This is a genomic window from Couchioplanes azureus, from assembly GCF_014648355.1.
Lineage (GTDB): Bacteria > Actinomycetota > Actinomycetes > Mycobacteriales > Micromonosporaceae > Actinoplanes > Actinoplanes azureus.
Map to the genome: position 1 here is coordinate 1,258,255 of NZ_BMQY01000001.1, position 15,872 is coordinate 1,274,126.

Sequence of the window (15,872 nt, forward strand, 5' to 3'; positions counted from 1 at the left end):
AGGTGCCGACTGCTGTACGGGCCCAGGTCCTAGTCGCCGGCCAGCCCGAACAGCGGCAGGCACGGCTCCAGGCCGGTGATCTCCACGTCGATCGTGCGCGCCGCCTGCCACCGCGGCCGGTCCAGCAGCAGCCGCCGGCCCCGGACCCGGCGCCCCCGAACCGCGTGCCAGTCCGTGCCGTCGTCGGCGTAGCCGAGCTTGCGCGAGACACCGTACGAGGCGTCGTTGTCCTCGAACGCCTCCGAGGTGGCGGCCTCGGCGCCGAGCCCGGTGAACGCGAGGTCGAGCACGGCGGCCCGCATCTCCGTACCGAAGCCCCGGCCCTGGTGCTCCCGCCCCAGCCAGGACCCGGTGCCGACCACCCGTACGGTGGCGAAGTCCTTGGCGTTGACGTCCTGCGTGCCGATCACCTGCCCGTCGGCGACCGCCACGAGCTGCAGCGACCAGTCGGCGGGCGACCACCGCCCCCACTGGGTCCAGGCCCACTGCAGGACGCTGCGGGCCCGCCGCTCGCCGGTGGTGTCGGTCCAGGCCGTGACGAACGGCATCGCCGCCGGGTCGTGCACCCCGGCCGCCGCCAGGTCGGCGAGCCGGCCGAGGTCGGCGAGGTCCGGCACCCGCAGTTCGAGCCGCGGCGTCCGCAGGCGCAGGCCGAAGAGGGGCCAGTGGTCGGCAATCATGCGAGCGATTCTCGCTCCCGGGGCGATACCGTACGAACGATTCAGAACCGCTCGATGTGCAGCCCGGCGTAGAGCCTGCGATACACCACCCCGGTCTGCGGGTTCCCGGCGTCGATCATCATTCCGCGCCCCATGTACACGCCCACATGGCCGGGGCCGACGACCAGGTCACCGGGGCGCGCCGCGGCCCGCGAGACGATGCGTGCCCGCGCGGCCTGTCCGCCCGAGGAGTGTGGCAGGCGCAGGCCGGCCCGGGCGTACGCGGTCTTCGTGAAGCCGGAGCAGTCGAACGCGCGCGGGCCCTCGCCGCCGCGGGCATAGCGCTTGCCGATCTGGGCCCGGGCGAAGCTGACGACCGACGCCATCCGCGCGGACGAGCCCCGCGCGGCGCGCTGCCGGACGGCGGCTCGCCGGGCGACGGCCGCGGCTTTACGCGCGGCGGCTCGCTGGGCCGCCGCCCGCCGGGCGGCGGCTCGCTGGGCGGCGGCTCGCTGGGCGGCCACGCGCTGGGCGGCCACGCGCTGGACAGCTCGCCGGGCGGCGAGGCGGCGTTCCGCCTCGGCCATGCGGTCGGCGATCCCCATCGTCGCCGCCACGAGGGGACCCGGCTCCTCCGTCCGTACCGTCGGAATCTGAGCCTGAACCGCACCCGGCGTGAGGGCGGCAGGGCGGATCGCGTCCCGGGAGGCCGCGCGGTCTCGGTCGCGGGCCTCCAGCAATGGCGTCACCGCTGCGGCGGCGGACGCGATCGGATGGAGCGGATTCTGCGTTTCAGCAGGCACGGCGGTTTCGAGGGCCGGTGCGGTCACGGCCAGCGCCAGGGCGCCGGCGGCCAGCACGCGGCCGGTGGACGGACGGGACAGTAGAGCCTCCGAAATAGGCCCGGGGCACTCACGCGAATCCCGAAGCACGACGGAACCTCCGCCGTGCCGGTGTCGGCCGGAGAACGGCGACAATGGGAACCCGGGCGTTATTGGTAATTCCTCCGACCATGCCAACACACATTCGGCGCGGTCATCGGCGGAACCGGGAAATTCCATCCGGCTCCACCGTCGATTCCCGCCCTCCACCGCGCTCTACCAGCTCATTTACACCGACGTCAACGATTTTCGCCCCGGCGGAAACGGGTCCACAATGCCGTTCCGAGCGGCTCACGACCCGCCCGGCCGGCCCTGCGCGCAGCGCGGAAGCAACCCGGGTCCACGTAGGCCATGCCGGCGATATCGATCATCCGGAATACTCGGCATCATGGCGATCTCACTGCTCGACGACATCCGGGCCCTGACCCCGGCCATCCGCAAGCTGGCGCCCCAGATCGAACAGGACCGCAACCTCCCCCCGGCAGTCGTCGACCAGCTCGCCGGCCTCGGTGTCTTCAAGCTCGCGGTCCCGGAACAGTACGGCGGCTCGGAGGCGGAGCCGAGCCTGCTCGTGGACGTCCTCGAGGAGCTCGGACGGGCCGACGGTTCGACGGGCTGGTGCGCGATGGTCGGCGCCGCGACCGGGATGACGCTGGCCTACCTGCCGCCCGCCACGGCCATGGACCTGGTGCGCGATCCCCGGTTCCTCATCGCCGGCGTCGCCGCACCCACGGGCCGGGCGACGCCGGTCGAGGGCGGATACCGGGTGCGCGGCCGATGGGCGTTCGCGAGCGCCTGCCGGCACGCGACCCACCTGGTCGGCGGCATGCTCACGCCCGAGGGCGTACGCCTCGCCGTGCTGGATCCCGCCGCACTGACCATTCACGACACCTGGGAGGTCGCCGGCCTGCGCGGCACCGGCAGCCACGACTTCACCGCCGACGACGTTCTCGTGCCCGCCGACCGCACGTTCAGCCTGGCCGAGGCGCCGGTCCAGAAAGGACCGTTGTACGCCTTCCCGGCCCTGTCGTTGCTGGCTCTCGGCATCGGCGCGGTGTCACTGGGCATCGCGCGGGCGGCGATCGAGGACTTCGGCGAGCTGGCCCGGACCAAGCGCAATCCGCTCACCGGCGAGGCGATCGCGGCGAAGCCGGCCGTCCGGGCCGCGGTCGCGGAGGCCACGGCGCTGCACGGGGCCGGGCTGGCCTACCTGCGGCACTCGGTCACCGCGGTGGTGCCGGCGGCCACGCCGGAGACGGACGCTTTGCGCCGGGCCAGGCTGCGACTCGCGATCTCCACCGCCACCCGCAACGCGGCGCGAGCGGTCGACCTCCTCTACCACGCCGCCGGAGGAAGCGCCGTGTACGACTCCAGCCCGCTGCAACGGCACTTCCGGGACGTCCACGTGGCCACCCAGCACGCCATGGTCTCCGGCGACGTCACGGAAGCGGCGGGCGCGGTCCTGCTCGGCCTCGCCGATTCGGTGCCGACCGCGCGCCTATGACCTCGGACGTTTGCGCCGCCGGGCGGTCCGGCGGCCGAACCGCCTTCCCGGGAGCGACACGGAACGCCGCCTCCGTACCCGGCCTCTCCCCCCGCGGAGCGGCCCGGAACGGTGCGGCGGCGTTCCGTGGAGCTCAGCTCGCGTAGGGCCGGATCGAGCGGGCGTCCCGCAGGGCGTGGGCCCACCAGGCAAGCCGGTCCAGCATCCGTCCCGCCGCGACGACGCTCTCCGCATCGGTGGGACGGCCGTCCGCGTCGAAGCAGCGGCGGCCGCCGTGGAAGCTCACCGTGTCGCGCACCGTGACGGCGTGCAGCTCGGCGAAGATCGGGCGCAGCTGTTCGACCGCGCGCAGGCCGCCCGACAGTCCGCCGTACGAGACGAAGGCGACCGGCTTGGCCGTCCACTCGCTGTAGTGATCGTCGATCGTGGCCTTGAGCGGTGCGGGAAAGCTGTGGTTGTACTCGGGGGTGACGACGACGAAGGCGTCGGCCCACCCCAGCTGCTTGGTGACGGTGCCGCTCCCGGCCTCGGCCACATCCACGGTCTCGGCTTCCATGTCGCGGCGCCTCGCTGTCTCGGCGGCGACCCAGGCGGCCACGGTGGGACCGAAGCGGCCCTCGCGGGCACTGCCGATGATGACTGCGACACGGAGCGGCGTGATATCCATGCCGGCGACGCTAAAATCTCAACCTCGGTTGAAGTCAACGCAGAGCCCGGCGCGGCACGGCGCCACGGCTTTCCCGGGATTCCGCCGGGCGGTAGCCGGTCGCCGTTTGCTTCCCCGGTCGGCGGTGGCCCGAGGCGAACGGGTTATCACCGGCGCCATTCGGACTAACCGGACCCGGTGGTCTTCCCGGCAACCCTCGACTGTCGACAGCACGGCTGCCAGACTTCGGACATAAGCCACTTAACGCCCGAAAGGTTCCGGCCGATGCGTCGCAAGCCCTCCCTGTTCCTGACCCTCCTGACCGCGGCGGCGGCCATCGTCGCGGCGCCGGGGACGCCCGCGCAGGCCGCCCCCGCAGCGGTGAAGATGACCTTCAACGCCGCGCCGGAGCCGGTGGTCAAGGGCAAGCCCGTGACCCTGTCCGGGCGCGTGTGGGTGGGCGCGACGGGCAACCGGAGCCGGATCAGCTTCTACTTCCGCAAGGCGGGCACCGCGGCGAACGCGTACGTCTACAAAGGCTTCGCCACCGCCACGGACGCGGGAAACTTCACCCGCCGCTTCACCGCCGAGACGACGGGCACGTGGAAGGCGGTCTTCGCGGGTACGGCGGCCCGGAGGAACGCCGCACGGCTCGACGCGGTGCAGGTGGTGCAGACCCGGTCCCGCGAGATCGCCAACTGGCACGGCACCGCGACGCCCTGGAAGAGCCGCACGATCAACGTGCCGACGGTGGACTACAAGGCCGTCGCCTCGTGGAACTGCCCCGACACCAACTTCCCCTTCCTCTATCTGACGTGGGAGGGCAAGACGAGCGGATACGAGTACGTGGGTTCGGAGAAGCAGTCGGGCTCGGTGACATTGAACGGCCACGAGGGCGGACGTCTCGGCTTCTTCGAGATCAGCACCGCCTCCGGCTGCTCCTGGAATCTGCGCGTCTTCTCCGGAGTCACCACCGTGCCGGTCTGAGACACGGTCTGCACCCACACCTAGAGGAAGGCTGACCTGCGGCGACGTCGCCCCCTGCGTCGCCGCGGGTCAGGGGAGCAGGACGATCTTGCCCAGGTGGTCGCTGGCCTCCATCAGTCGGTGAGCCTCCGCCGCCTCGCGCAGGGCGACCGTGCGGTCGATGATCGGGCGGATCGCGCCGGCCTCGACGAGGGGCCAGACCATGTCGTGGACGCCCCGGACGATGCGGGACTTGTCCTCGACCGGGCGGGCGCGCAGGGTCGTCGCCGTGATCGCCGCACGCTTCGCCATCAGGGCGCCGAAGTCGAGCTCGCCCTTGCGGCCGCCCTGCAGGCCGATGGTCACGATGCGGCCGCCGGTGGCGAGCGCGGCGATGTTTCTGGACAGGTATTTCGCGCCGATGATGTCGAGGATCACGTCGGCGCCGCGGCCCCCGGTGAAGTCGCGGGTCGCCTCGACGAAGTCGGTGGCCGTGTAGTCGACGGCGAGGTCGGCGCCGAGTGCCCGGAGCTGCTCGTGCTTCGGCTCGCGCGCGGTCACGACGACCGTCGCACCCAGCGCCTTGCCCAGCTGGATCGCGAACGTGCCGATGCCACCGCCGCCGCCGTGCACGAGCAGCGTCTGACCCTTGCGCAGGCGGGCGATGTCGACCACGTTCGACCAGACGGTGCAGGCCACCTCCGGCAACGCCGCGGCCTCCTGGAGCGACAGGCCCTGCGGAACCGGTAGCAACTGACCGGCCGGCACGGCGACCCGCTCGGCGTAGCCACCACCGGCCAGCAGTGCGCACACCCGCTCGCCGAGGTGGTGCCCGGTCACCCCGGGTCCGACCGCGGCGACGACGCCGGAACATTCGAGCCCGGGATAGGGCGGTGCCCCCGGCGGCGGCGGATAGTGACCCTGCCGCTGCATGACGTCCGCCCGGTTGACGGCCGCGGCCGTGACCTCGACGACGACCTCGCCCGGCCCCGGCTCGGGATCCGGCACCTCGGCCCAGACGAGCGCCTCCGGCCCACCCGGCTCTTCGATCACGATGGCGTGCATGCCTGACAGCTTGCCCGAGGGGTCCGACAAGAAACGGGAAGCCGGCCGGGCGCCCGGCCGGTGTCCGTTCCGCGGCACGTGCGTCGATCTGGCAAACTGAGTGCCGTCACTCGGGAGGGCTCGCCTAGTGGCCGATGGCGCCGGTCTTGAAAACCGGTGAGGCGTTCCGCGTCTCCGTGGGTTCGAATCCCACGCCCTCCGCCTGATGAGGAGGAGAGACCGCCGCTGACCTGGGTAGGCTCCCGGTCAGCGGCGCGTCTCACCCGGGACGAACCGCTTGGTCTCCCGGCAACCTTCGTCGTGTGACGTTGCACGCTCCGTGCCCGTACCGTCCCGGCGCACGGCTAACCTCGATCGATGTCCGACCCCACGCGGAACAGCCGGCGCGGCTCGCATGCGGTCTACCCGGGAACCTTCGATCCCTTCACCGCCGGGCACCTTGATGTCGTCGATCGGATCAGGCACCTGTTCCCTCGGGTCACAGTGCTCATAGCGGTGAATGGTGAGAAGCAGCCGGCTACGACGCAGGAGCAGCGGTTGGTGGCTCTTCGCAGCCAGCTTCCCGAGGGCTGGAGCAATGTGACGGTGACGGCCTGGGAGGGCCTGACGGCCGCGTTCTGTCATGAGCACCAGTCCGGCGTGATCGTCCGCGGCATCCGGAACCACACCGACATGCGCCACGAGTACCGGCTGGCGGCGATGAACGAGCAGCTGGGGATCACGACGTTTCTGGTGCCGGCGCGCCCCGGATTGGCGGCGGTGTCCTCCACGGCGGTGCGTGCGCTTCGTGCTTGACCGGGTCCCTGTCCGGCCAGTGGGAGGCACCAGCGAAAAGGCGCGTTCACCATTGAGGCAATAGGCCCGAGTTGTACGTTCTGGCTATGGCAGAGGAGAGCGTCGGAGCCCTGTGGTTGACGCTGGTGGCGGAGGCCCTGTTCACCGCCGTGTTCCTTCGCCTCCTGGTCGGATATCTGCGCCGGCGTGACCCGTTGCACCGCGACGTGGTGGTGATGTTCTCGGCCATGGCGGTGCTGTTCGTTCTCGCCGTGCTGAGCCAGGTGGTGGGTGAGCCGCCGCGGCTGGTCGCGGTGGCGGCGTCCGTGCTGCTGCTCGGGCAGCCGTTCCTGACCCTGCGGGTGGCCCGGCGGGTCGGTCCGGTCCCGGCCGCGGTGTACTGGTCGGCGTTCGCGGGCTGGCTGGTCAGCGGCGTGCTGCTCATCCTCGGTGGCGAGGTCCTCAGCCCCCCGGCCGTGCTGGTCGTGGTGGCCGTGTTCGTGGTCACGGAGGTCGTCGCCGCGTGGTTCCTGGCCCGCCTGGCGGTGGCGCGCGCCGGGGCGGCGCGGACCCGGTTGTGGCTGGCGGCGGCGGCCACCGCGTTGTTCGCGGTGGCCATCCTGCTCGCCGGGGCCGGCTCCGGTGACCCGGAGGCCGCCCAGCGGGCACGGCAGGCGGCCCGGCTCATCGCCCTGGTGTCCGCGGCCGGTTACCTGATGGCGTTCGCACCCCCGGCATGGGCCCGGCGGGCATGGTCGAACCGGGCCGCGTACGACGTCGTGCGTCAGCTGCTGCAGGCGCCGCCGGACGCCCCCGCCTCGCAGATCTGGCAGTGCTATGCCGAGGCGGTGCGCCGGGCCACGTCCTCGGGCGGCGTGGTCGTGCTCACGCCCGCCGGCGACGGGTCACTCGACGAGGCCGCCCTGGTCGGCGTACCGAGCCGGCCGGCCACGGCCCGCACGGCGGCCGCCTGCGCCGAACTGCTCGGGTTCAGCGGCAGCACCAGCGTCGACGACCGCCGGCGGCCGCCGCCGGCGGAGGCACTGGAATACGCGCGGGCCGGCGGGTTGCGCTTCGTCACCGTGGCGCCGCTGCGGCTGCCGGGCGGCGCCGCGGTCCTGCTGCTGTTCAACACCCACCGCAGCCTGTTCACCGACGACGACGTGCAGCTGCTCGGGGAGCTCGCCGGCCAGGCCGCCGCGCTGGGGCAACGCGCGGAGCTGCTCAGCGACCGTGACCGGCTCACCGGCGAACTGTCCGCCTCGGTCGCCGCCCTGACGGTCGCGAGCAAGGCCAAGAGCGACTTCATGGCGAACATGAGCCACGAGCTGCGGACCCCGCTGAACGCGATCATCGGTTTCAGCGACCTGATGCGCACGGAGCCGGCCGCGGACGGGCAGACCAGCGTGCCGACGGAGTGGATCGGCCACATCCATTCCAGCGGCAAGCATCTGCTCAACCTGATCAACGAGGTCCTCGACCTCGCCAAGATCGAGTCCGGCAACGTCCAGCTGCGCTGTCAGCCGGTGGACGTGCAGCAGGCGATCAACGAGGTGATCACCACCCTGGACGCGCTCTCCCAGCGCAAACAACTGGACGTCACCGTGGCCGCGTCGCCGCTGCGGGCCCATGCGGATCCGACGCGGTTGCGCCAGATCGTGACGAACCTGCTGTCCAACGCGATCAAGTTCACCCCCGAGCGGGGCAAGGTCTTCGTCACCGCCCGCCGCGTCGGCCATGACGTCGCGATCAGCGTGGCGGACACCGGCCCCGGCATCGCCGCCGAGGACCAGCAGCGCGCCTTCGAGGAATTCCAGCAGGTCGGCGAGGAACACCAGCGGGCCGGCGGGACCGGCCTGGGGCTCGCGCTGACCCGCCGTCTGGTGCACGCGCACGGCGGGCGCATCGACCTGGTCTCGCAACCGGGTCACGGCGCGAAGTTCACCGTCTACCTGCCGACCGCCGACCCCGCGGCCACCGAGGCCGGCGCCGCCGACGCCGGGTCCGGCGGCGGGGTGCTGGTCATCGAGGACGATCCGGCCGCGGCGGAACTGCTCTCCACCCACCTGCGGCGCGCCGGCTATGACGTCGCCGTCGCGGCAACCGGCGAACAGGGACTGGCCACCGCGCGCGCCAACGACCCCGAGGCCATCCTGCTCGACATCGAGCTTCCCGACATCGACGGGTGGCAAGTGCTGGCCGAGCTGAAGCGCGATGCACGGCTGCGGCACGTACCCGTGCTCATCGTGAGCGTCCATGACGACGCCGCGATCGGAGTGGCTCTCGGCGCCGTCGACTACTTCGTCAAACCCGTCGACCGGAGCACCCTGCTCACCTGGATGGCCCGCCACGGTCTGGTCCCGCCCGGCGGCGACGAGCACCTGTCCGTGCTGGCGATCGACGACGACGCGCAGAGCCTGGATCTCATCGACGCCACGCTCAGCGCGGAAGGCATCCAGGTCACCACCGCCGGCAACGGCGTCGACGGTCTCGCGGCGGCCCGTTCCCGGCACTTCGACCTGATCATCTGCGACCTGCTCATGCCGGGCCTGGACGGCTTCGACGTCATCGCCGCCCTGCACAACGACCCGGCCACCCGGGGCATCCCGGTGGTCGTGCTCACGGCGCACACCCTCAGCGCGACCGACAAGAACCGCCTCAGCGGCAAGGTCATCGCCATCGCCGACAAGACCGGCACCGCCGACGGACTCGCCGAGATGGCCCGTACCGTCGGCGAACTGACCGGCCTGACGCTCGACGCGGACATGGCCGTCGCCTGAGCCCGGCCCGCGGCCGGCGAGCCGATGCCGCAGCGGGGTGCTACGGGCAGTCGAACGGCTCCTGACCCGGCTGGTGGCCGCTGTGCAGGGCCTTCTCCACGCAGCCCAGCAGCTCCTGCGCGGTGAACGGTTTGCGCAGCATGGTCGTGGCCTGAGCCCGGACGGGACGATCGTCACCCGGCACGAGGCTCCCGCTGATGAACACCACCGGCAGCTCACGAAGGGCCGGATCGGCCCGGATGGCGAGACAAAGGTCCACTCCGGACATGACCGGCATGTCGATATCGGACACCACGACGTCGGGGCGCTCCTCGCCCACCAGCCGCAACGCCTCGGCGCCGTTGGGAGCGGCAGTCACGCGGTGACCGCCGCGACTCAGCAACCGCACAGCGATCGCTCGCAGGTCATCATCGTCTTCCGCAACCACCACGACCGCCATCCGCACCCACCCCAAGTGTGTCCACCGCGCTCGCGCCACGGTACGGCGGTCCGCATCCGTCCCCACGGGTAACCGATTCAGCCCGGGTGAGTTCCCTCGAACGGGTGGACCGGAACGCGACTGTTGCAGATGGACAACTACCCGGTCACGGGAGCGCCTTGATCTCGACCGGGATGCCGTTCAGCACGCTGTTTCCCGACAGCGGGTCGGTGGCGTACTCGTCGGTCAGCACGTTGCTGTTCACACCCGGCCGCTCCGCGGCGACCGACATGCGGGTTCCCGGCATGCCGTGTCCCCAGCCGTGCGGCAGGCTCACGACGCCGGGCATCACCTTGTCGGTGACCTCCACCCGTGCCGCCACCGTGCCCGCGCGCGACCGCAGCTCCGCCTCGTCGCCGTCGGCGAGCGCGAGCCGATCCGCGTCCTCCGGGTGCATGTGGAGGGTGCACCGGTCCCGGCCCTTCACCAGCGCCGGGACGTTGTGCATCCAGCTGTTGTTGGAACGCAGGTGGCGGCGGCCGACGAGGACGAGGTCGTCGCGCCGGCGGGGGAGCGCCTCGCTCAGCCGGGCCACGTCTGCCGCGATCGGCGGCGGGCACAGCTCGATCGTGCCGCTCGGCGTCTGCAGGATCTCCGGGATCCTCGGCTGCAGCGGTCCGAGGTCGACGCCGTGCGGGTTGGCCAGCAGCCGGGCCAGGGACAGGCCGTCGGGCCGGGCGCCGAACCGGTCCCCGTACGCGCCGGTGCGCAGCGCGACGTCGAGCAGGCGCTCGGCCGGATGGTCTCCGTCGACCACCGCCCGGAGCTCGGCTGCCCCCGCCTTGGTCAGCGCTTCCTGCAGCATGTGCTCGTGCAGCTCCGCAGGGTCGGCACCGGCGCCCTTGCCGGTGACGATGAGCGTGAGCCGCGCGAGGATGTCGCACTCGTCCATCTCTGCGGGATCCGGCGGCAGCACGGGCGGCGAGTACGCCGCGAAGTTGCGCACCGCGAGCGCCAGGAACGAGAAGTCGTAGTGTCCCTTGCGGGCGGCGTCGGTGGGCGGCAGGACGACGTCGGCGTGCCGGGTCGTCTCGTTGAGGTACGGGTCGACGCTCACCATGAAGTCGAGCCCGCCGAGCGCCCGGTCCAGCCGCCCGCTGTTCGGCGTCGACAGCACGGGGTTGCCGGCCACGGTGACGAACGCGCGGACCTGCCCGTCACCCGGCGTCTCGATCTCGTCCGCGAGGGTGGCGACCGGCAGCTCGCCCTTGACCTCGGGCAGCCCGCGGACCCGGCTGTGCCACCGCCCGGTGCGGAAGCCCTTCCCGCCCGGCTGTGGCCGCGTACGCAGGTGGGCGGCGAGCGGGAACATCGCACCACCGGGACGGTCCAGGTTTCCGGTGAGCACGTTGACGACGTCGACGAGCCAGCTGGTCAGCGTGCCGAACTCGACCGTGCAGGTGCCGATCCGTCCGTACACGGCCGCCGTGGGCGCGGCCGCGAGCTCTCGCGCGAGGCCGCGGATGCGATCCGCCGGTACGGCGCAGGCCGCGGTCACCACCTCGGGGGCGAAGGCGCGGGCCAGTTCCCGGACCTCCTCGACGCCCGTCACGTGGCCGGCGAGCCGCCCGAGGTCGGTCAGCCCCTCCTCGAACAGCGTGTGCACGATCCCGAAGAGCAGGTACGCATCGGTGCCCGGCCGGATGAACAGGTGCTCGTCGGCGTGTTCGGCGGTGCGGGTGCGCCGCGGGTCGACCACCACGAACCGGCCGCCGCGGGCCTGGATCGCCTTGAGCCGGCCGGGGAAGTCGGCCGCGGTGGCGAGGCTGCCGTTGGACTCCCACGGGTTGGCGCCGAGCATCAGCAGCAGGTCGGTACGGTCCACATCGGGCACCGGGATGGCCAGCGGGCTGCCGTACAGGTAGCCGCACGCCACGTGCTTCGGCATCTGGTCGACGGTGCTGGCGGTGAAGATGTTGCGGCTGCCTACGGCACGGAGCAACGGCGACACGTAGAGACTGCCCGCCATCGTGTGCACGTTGGGATTGCCCAGATACAGCGCGACGGCGTCGGGGCCGTGCCGGTCCAGGACCGGGCGCAGCCCCGCCTCGACGGCCGCGAACGCCTCGTCCCAGCCGACCTCCTCGTGGCGGTCGCCGCGCCGCACGAGGGGGCGGCGCAGCCGGTCCGGATCGGCGGTCAGCTGCCCCAGGGTGGCGCCCTTCGGGCAGATGAAGCCGCCGCTGAAGACGTGCCGCCGGTCGCCGCGGGCGGACACGATCCGGTCGCCGGTCACGGTGAGCTCGAGGCCGCAGGCGGCCTCGCAGAGCGGGCAGGTCCGGTACGCCGTACGCGTCGTGTCGTCCGTCACGAGCCACCAGCCTTCCGGCCGCGGCACCGCGGCCCTCGGTTGCTACCGGCGAGTATCACACCGAGACCGGCGCCTGGCCACGGTTCGGCGGAAGGAACAACGCATCCGCCGCAGCGGTTTACGGCGGATTGATGATCATTTGGGCGCCTTCGCCGCGTGCCGCGAGCCGGTCCTGAGGGTTGATCAGCTTGCAGCGCTGCAGCGAGAGGCAGCCGCAGCCGATGCACCCGGTCAGCTCGTCGCGCAGCCGCTGCATCACGGCGATGCGCTCTTCCAGCTTGCGCCGCCACCGCGCGGACAGCCGGGCCCAGTCCGCCTTGGTGGGGGTCCGGTTCTCCGGCAGTGCGGCCAGCGCCGTGCGGATCTCCTCCAGCGACACCCCGACCTGCTGCGCGATCTTGATGAACGCCACCCGGCGCAGCTCGTGGCGCTCGTAGCGGCGCTGGTTGCCGCCCGTACGGGTCGAGCGGATCAGACCCTCGCGCTCGTAGTAGCGCAGTGCCGACGGGGCCACGCCGCTGCGGGCCGCCATGTCGCCGATGGTGAGCAGTTCCACGGGCGCCCTTCCTTGAGTTGAAGTGAAGTTCAAGTTGCAGGGTGAGGATATGACCGCGACTGCCGTAAGACCAGATCCGCTCGGACCGCTGCTCACCCGGATCACCGGCGACCGCAAGCACGAGCCCAGCGCGTACTCGACGCTCGACGTCCTGTGGGTGCTCTACGACCGTATCCTGCGCGTCTCACCCGAGACTGCCGACGAGCCCGACCGCGACCGGTTCCTGCTCTCCAAGGGGCACGGTCCCGCCGCCTACTACGCCGTCCTCGCCGCCAAGGGCTTCATCCCCGCGGAGTGGCTCGACGACCTCGCGAGCAGCACCAGCCGCCTCGGTCACCACCCCGACCGCGTGCTGATCCCCGGGGTGGAGATCGGGACCGGATCGCTGGGTCACGGTCTCGGGCTCGCCGTCGGCACCGCGCTGGGCCTGCGGGCTCAGGGGTACGACGACGCGCACACGTTCGTCCTCCTCGGCGACGCCGAGCTGGACGAGGGCTCCAACCACGAGGCCATCGCGTACGCGGCCGCGACCGGGCTGCCGCTGACCGCGATCGTCGTCGACAACCGGTCCGCCACCCACGGCTGGCCGGGCGGGATCGCGAGCCACTTCGTCGACTGGAGCGTGTCCTCCGTGGACGGACACGACCGCGACGCGCTGGAAGTAGCGCTGCGACCGGACCGGCGGCGGCGCCGGCCGCACGTCGTCGTCGCCACCGTCGCACCGAAGGGATTCTGACCATGCGCGAGACGTTCGTCGCCACCACGACCGCGCTCCTGCAGGAGGACCCGCGGACCGCCCTCGTCCTCGCCGACATCTCCGCCGCCGCCTTCGCGCCGGCGCTGCGGCGCCACCCCGACCGGGTGATCAACGTCGGGATCCGCGAACAGCTCATGACCGGCGTCGCGGGCGGGCTCGCGCTCACCGGCATGCGACCGTACGTGCACTCGTACGCACCGTTCGTCGTGGACCGGGCCTACGAGCAGATCAAGCTCGACCTCGGCCACCAGGACGCGGGCGCGGTGCTGGTGAGCATCGGCGCCTCCTACGACGCGTCGGCCGAGGGCTACACGCACCAGTCGCCGGGAGACGTCGCGCTGCTCGACACCCTCGAGGGCTGGACGGTGCACGTGCCCGGTCACCCGGACGAGGTGCCGGAGCTGCTCCGGGCGGCCGCGCGGCACGACGACCGGGTGTACGTCCGCCTCTCCACCCAGCAGAACCGGCACGCCTATCCGGGAGTCGACCTCAAGGTGATCCGCCGCGGCCCGGCGGGCGGCGCGGTGGTGCTGGCCGTCGGACCGATGCTCGACGCCGTCCTCGCCACCGGCCTGGACGTCACCGTGGCCTACACGAACACGCCGCGCCCGCTGGACACCGGCCGGCTGCGCGAACTGGTCACCGGCGAGATCGTCGTCGTGGAGCCGTACCTCTCCGGAACGTCCAGCCGGATCGTCTCCGCGGCGCTCTCCACCGTGCCGCATCGGGAACTGCACCTGGGAGTGGCCCGGACCGAGGAGCGCCGCTACGGCACCCCGGCCGACCACGCCCGCTGGCACGGCCTCGACCCGGCCGGCCTGCGCGCTTCGATCAGCGCCTTCCTGGGCCGGGACTAGACGGCGACCGGGAGACCGCGGCGGTCGCGGAAGACGTGCTTGAGCAGAGCGTCGAAGTGCCAGACGCGGTCCGGCTCGCCGACGCGCATGCGGAACCGCTCCCGGACCCCGTCGACGGCCGTGGCCGCGACCTCGACGACGGCCTGGCGCAGGTCCGGATTCCAGGTCACGTCGCTGAGGTGGCGCAGGTTCGCGTTGAGGTGCAGCCGCAGCCGGTGCAGCACCCGGGTCTCCTGGGTGATCACCAGCCGGCGGTACGTGAGCAGCAGCAGGAAGTCGCCGGCCAGCGGACGGTCCGGGTTGACGCAGCGGGTGACCAGCACCGTCGCGTCGTCGGGTTCCACACAGCGGCGGAAGATCGGCATGTGCCGGCTCACGGTGGGAATGGCGACCCCGGCCTCGGCCGCGGCGGGAAGGAACGTACGGGAGAACACGTCCATGTGCCGTTAACGCATGACCGGAAGTGGAAGGCGCGGGGTCGTCACGATGAATATCGAATTACAGAATCTCCACCACCGTCGCGTTCGCCATTCCGCCTCCCTCGCACATGGTCTGCAGGCCGTAGCGGATGTCGTTCTGCCGCATGTGGTGCAGCATCGTGGTCATGATGCGGGCGCCGGACGCGCCGAGCGGATGACCGAGAGCGATCGCGCCACCGCGCGGGTTGAGCCGGGACGCGTCGGCGCCGGTCTCCGCCAGCCAGGCCAGCGGTACGGGCGCGAACGCCTCGTTCACCTCGTACACCCCGATGTCGTCGAGGCTGAGGCCCGACTTGGCGAGCGCCTTCGCGGTGGCCGGGATGGGCGCCGTCAGCATGATCACCGGATCGTCCGCGGCGACCACGGCGGTGTGGATGCGCGCCAGCGGCCGCAGGCCGTGCGCGGCCGCCCAGCGTGAGGTGGTGACGGCGAGCGCGGCGGCACCGTCGGAGATCTGCGAGGCGGAGCCCGCCGTGACGACGCCGTCGGGCTTGAACGGGGTCTTCAGCCCGGCGAGCTTCTCCAGCGTGGTGTCCCGGCGGATGCCCTCGTCGCGGCCGACGTCGCCGACCGGGGCGATCTCGGCGTCGAACTCGCCCGCGTCCTGCGCCTTGCCCGCGGCGGCGTGGCTGGCCAGCGCGTACTCGTCGAGCTGCTGGCGGGAGAAGCCCCAGCGCTCGGCGATCATCTCGGCGCCGACGCCCTGGTTGAAGACGGCGTTGTCGTAGCGCCGGCGGACCGTCTCGCCGTAGGGATCCGCACCGGCGGCGCTGGAGCCCATCGGCACCCGGCTCATCGACTCCACGCCGCCGGCCACCACCAGGTCGGCCTGGCCGGAGAGCACGGTCGCGGCCGCGAAGTGCAGCGCCTGCTGGCTGGAGCCGCACTGCCGGTCCATGGTCGTGGCGGGCACCGACTCCGGCCAGCCGGCCCCGAGCACGGCGTGCCGGCCGATGTTCCACGACTGCTCGCCGACCTGGGAGACGCAGCCCCAGAACACGTCCTCGACATCGGCCGGGTCGAGCCCGGACCGTTCCGCCAGGGCGCGCAGCACCCCGGCCGAAAGATCGACCGGGTGCACTCCCGCAAGCCCGCCGTTCCGCCGTCCCACGGGGGTCCGCACCGCCCCGACGATCACCGCATCTCGCATACCGCCGAC

Annotated in this window: 15 protein-coding genes and 1 tRNA gene; 7 read left to right on the top strand and 9 right to left on the bottom strand. The window is 72.1% G+C overall.

The features are described 5' to 3' along the window. Positions 1-29: 29 nt before the first annotated feature. Together IEY99_RS05800 and IEY99_RS34005 are read right to left on the bottom strand one after the other, a co-directional pair. Positions 30-680 carry a GNAT family N-acetyltransferase gene (locus IEY99_RS05800; protein WP_189199932.1) on the bottom strand — a complete coding sequence of 217 codons (651 nt, stop codon included), beginning with the start codon at positions 678-680 and terminating at the stop codon, positions 30-32. 41 nt (positions 681-721) lie between these two features. Continuing rightward, positions 722-1,276 (bottom strand): C40 family peptidase, encoded by a 555-nt coding sequence (locus IEY99_RS34005; protein WP_229798150.1) that lies wholly within the window; start codon positions 1,274-1,276, stop codon positions 722-724. 652 nt (positions 1,277-1,928) lie between these two features. Between IEY99_RS34005 and IEY99_RS05810 the strand changes: the two genes are divergently transcribed. Further along, the gene (locus IEY99_RS05810; RefSeq protein ID WP_189199934.1) at positions 1,929-3,044 is read left to right on the top strand and encodes an acyl-CoA dehydrogenase family protein; all 1,116 of its coding nucleotides are present in this window, start codon (positions 1,929-1,931) and stop codon (positions 3,042-3,044) included. A gap of 133 nt (positions 3,045-3,177) precedes the next feature. Here the strand turns inward: IEY99_RS05810 and IEY99_RS05815 are convergent, their stop codons facing one another. Continuing rightward, positions 3,178-3,711, bottom strand: coding sequence for an NADPH-dependent FMN reductase (locus IEY99_RS05815; RefSeq protein ID WP_189199936.1), 534 nt, complete (start codon positions 3,709-3,711; stop codon positions 3,178-3,180). 264 nt (positions 3,712-3,975) lie between these two features. On the opposite strand from IEY99_RS05815, the gene IEY99_RS05820 reads away from it, so the two are divergent. Continuing rightward, a complete protein-coding gene (locus IEY99_RS05820) occupies positions 3,976-4,677 on the top strand; it encodes a hypothetical protein (RefSeq protein WP_189199938.1) in 702 nt (233 codons plus the stop codon). Positions 4,678-4,746: 69 nt separating this feature from the next. On the opposite strand, the gene IEY99_RS05825 is transcribed toward IEY99_RS05820, so the two are convergent. Further along, complete coding sequence (locus IEY99_RS05825; RefSeq protein ID WP_189199940.1) at positions 4,747-5,721, bottom strand: NAD(P)H-quinone oxidoreductase; 975 nt, start codon at positions 5,719-5,721, stop codon at positions 4,747-4,749. Positions 5,722-5,834: 113 nt separating this feature from the next. Between IEY99_RS05825 and IEY99_RS05830 the strand changes: the two genes are divergently transcribed. From IEY99_RS05830 to IEY99_RS05840, 3 genes are all read left to right on the top strand, one after another. Further along, positions 5,835-5,922, top strand: a tRNA-Ser gene (locus IEY99_RS05830). Positions 5,923-6,078: 156 nt separating this feature from the next. Continuing rightward, complete coding sequence (gene coaD, locus IEY99_RS05835) at positions 6,079-6,516, top strand: pantetheine-phosphate adenylyltransferase (RefSeq protein WP_189199942.1); 438 nt, start codon at positions 6,079-6,081, stop codon at positions 6,514-6,516. 86 nt (positions 6,517-6,602) lie between these two features. Further along, positions 6,603-9,275 carry a response regulator gene (locus tag IEY99_RS05840; protein ID WP_189199944.1) on the top strand — a complete coding sequence of 891 codons (2,673 nt, stop codon included), beginning with the start codon at positions 6,603-6,605 and terminating at the stop codon, positions 9,273-9,275. Between the two features lie 40 nt (positions 9,276-9,315). On the opposite strand, the gene IEY99_RS05845 is transcribed toward IEY99_RS05840, so the two are convergent. The 3 genes from IEY99_RS05845 to soxR form a co-directional block, all read right to left on the bottom strand. Then, positions 9,316-9,714: a response regulator gene (locus IEY99_RS05845; RefSeq protein ID WP_189199946.1), complete on the bottom strand. Its 399-nt coding sequence runs from the start codon at positions 9,712-9,714 to the stop codon at positions 9,316-9,318. 145 nt (positions 9,715-9,859) lie between these two features. After that, positions 9,860-12,064, bottom strand: coding sequence for a molybdopterin oxidoreductase family protein (locus tag IEY99_RS05850; protein ID WP_189199948.1), 2,205 nt, complete (start codon positions 12,062-12,064; stop codon positions 9,860-9,862). A gap of 118 nt (positions 12,065-12,182) precedes the next feature. Next, positions 12,183-12,620 carry a redox-sensitive transcriptional activator SoxR gene (gene soxR, locus IEY99_RS05855; protein WP_268245093.1) on the bottom strand — a complete coding sequence of 146 codons (438 nt, stop codon included), beginning with the start codon at positions 12,618-12,620 and terminating at the stop codon, positions 12,183-12,185. Between the two features lie 49 nt (positions 12,621-12,669). Between soxR and IEY99_RS05860 the strand changes: the two genes are divergently transcribed. Together IEY99_RS05860 and IEY99_RS05865 are read left to right on the top strand one after the other, a co-directional pair. Next, positions 12,670-13,356, top strand: coding sequence for a thiamine pyrophosphate-binding protein (locus IEY99_RS05860; protein WP_189199950.1), 687 nt, complete (start codon positions 12,670-12,672; stop codon positions 13,354-13,356). Between the two features lie 2 nt (positions 13,357-13,358). Next, positions 13,359-14,234, top strand: a complete 876-nt coding sequence (locus IEY99_RS05865; protein ID WP_189199952.1) for a transketolase family protein — start codon at positions 13,359-13,361, stop codon at positions 14,232-14,234. Here the strand turns inward: IEY99_RS05865 and IEY99_RS05870 are convergent. Both IEY99_RS05870 and IEY99_RS05875 read right to left on the bottom strand, forming a co-directional pair. Then, positions 14,231-14,674 carry a hypothetical protein gene (locus IEY99_RS05870; RefSeq protein ID WP_189199954.1) on the bottom strand — a complete coding sequence of 148 codons (444 nt, stop codon included), beginning with the start codon at positions 14,672-14,674 and terminating at the stop codon, positions 14,231-14,233. The genes IEY99_RS05865 and IEY99_RS05870 overlap by 4 nt on opposite strands. A gap of 58 nt (positions 14,675-14,732) precedes the next feature. Then, positions 14,733-15,863, bottom strand: a complete 1,131-nt coding sequence (locus IEY99_RS05875) for a thiolase family protein (RefSeq protein ID WP_189199955.1) — start codon at positions 15,861-15,863, stop codon at positions 14,733-14,735. Positions 15,864-15,872: the final 9 nt, after the last annotated feature.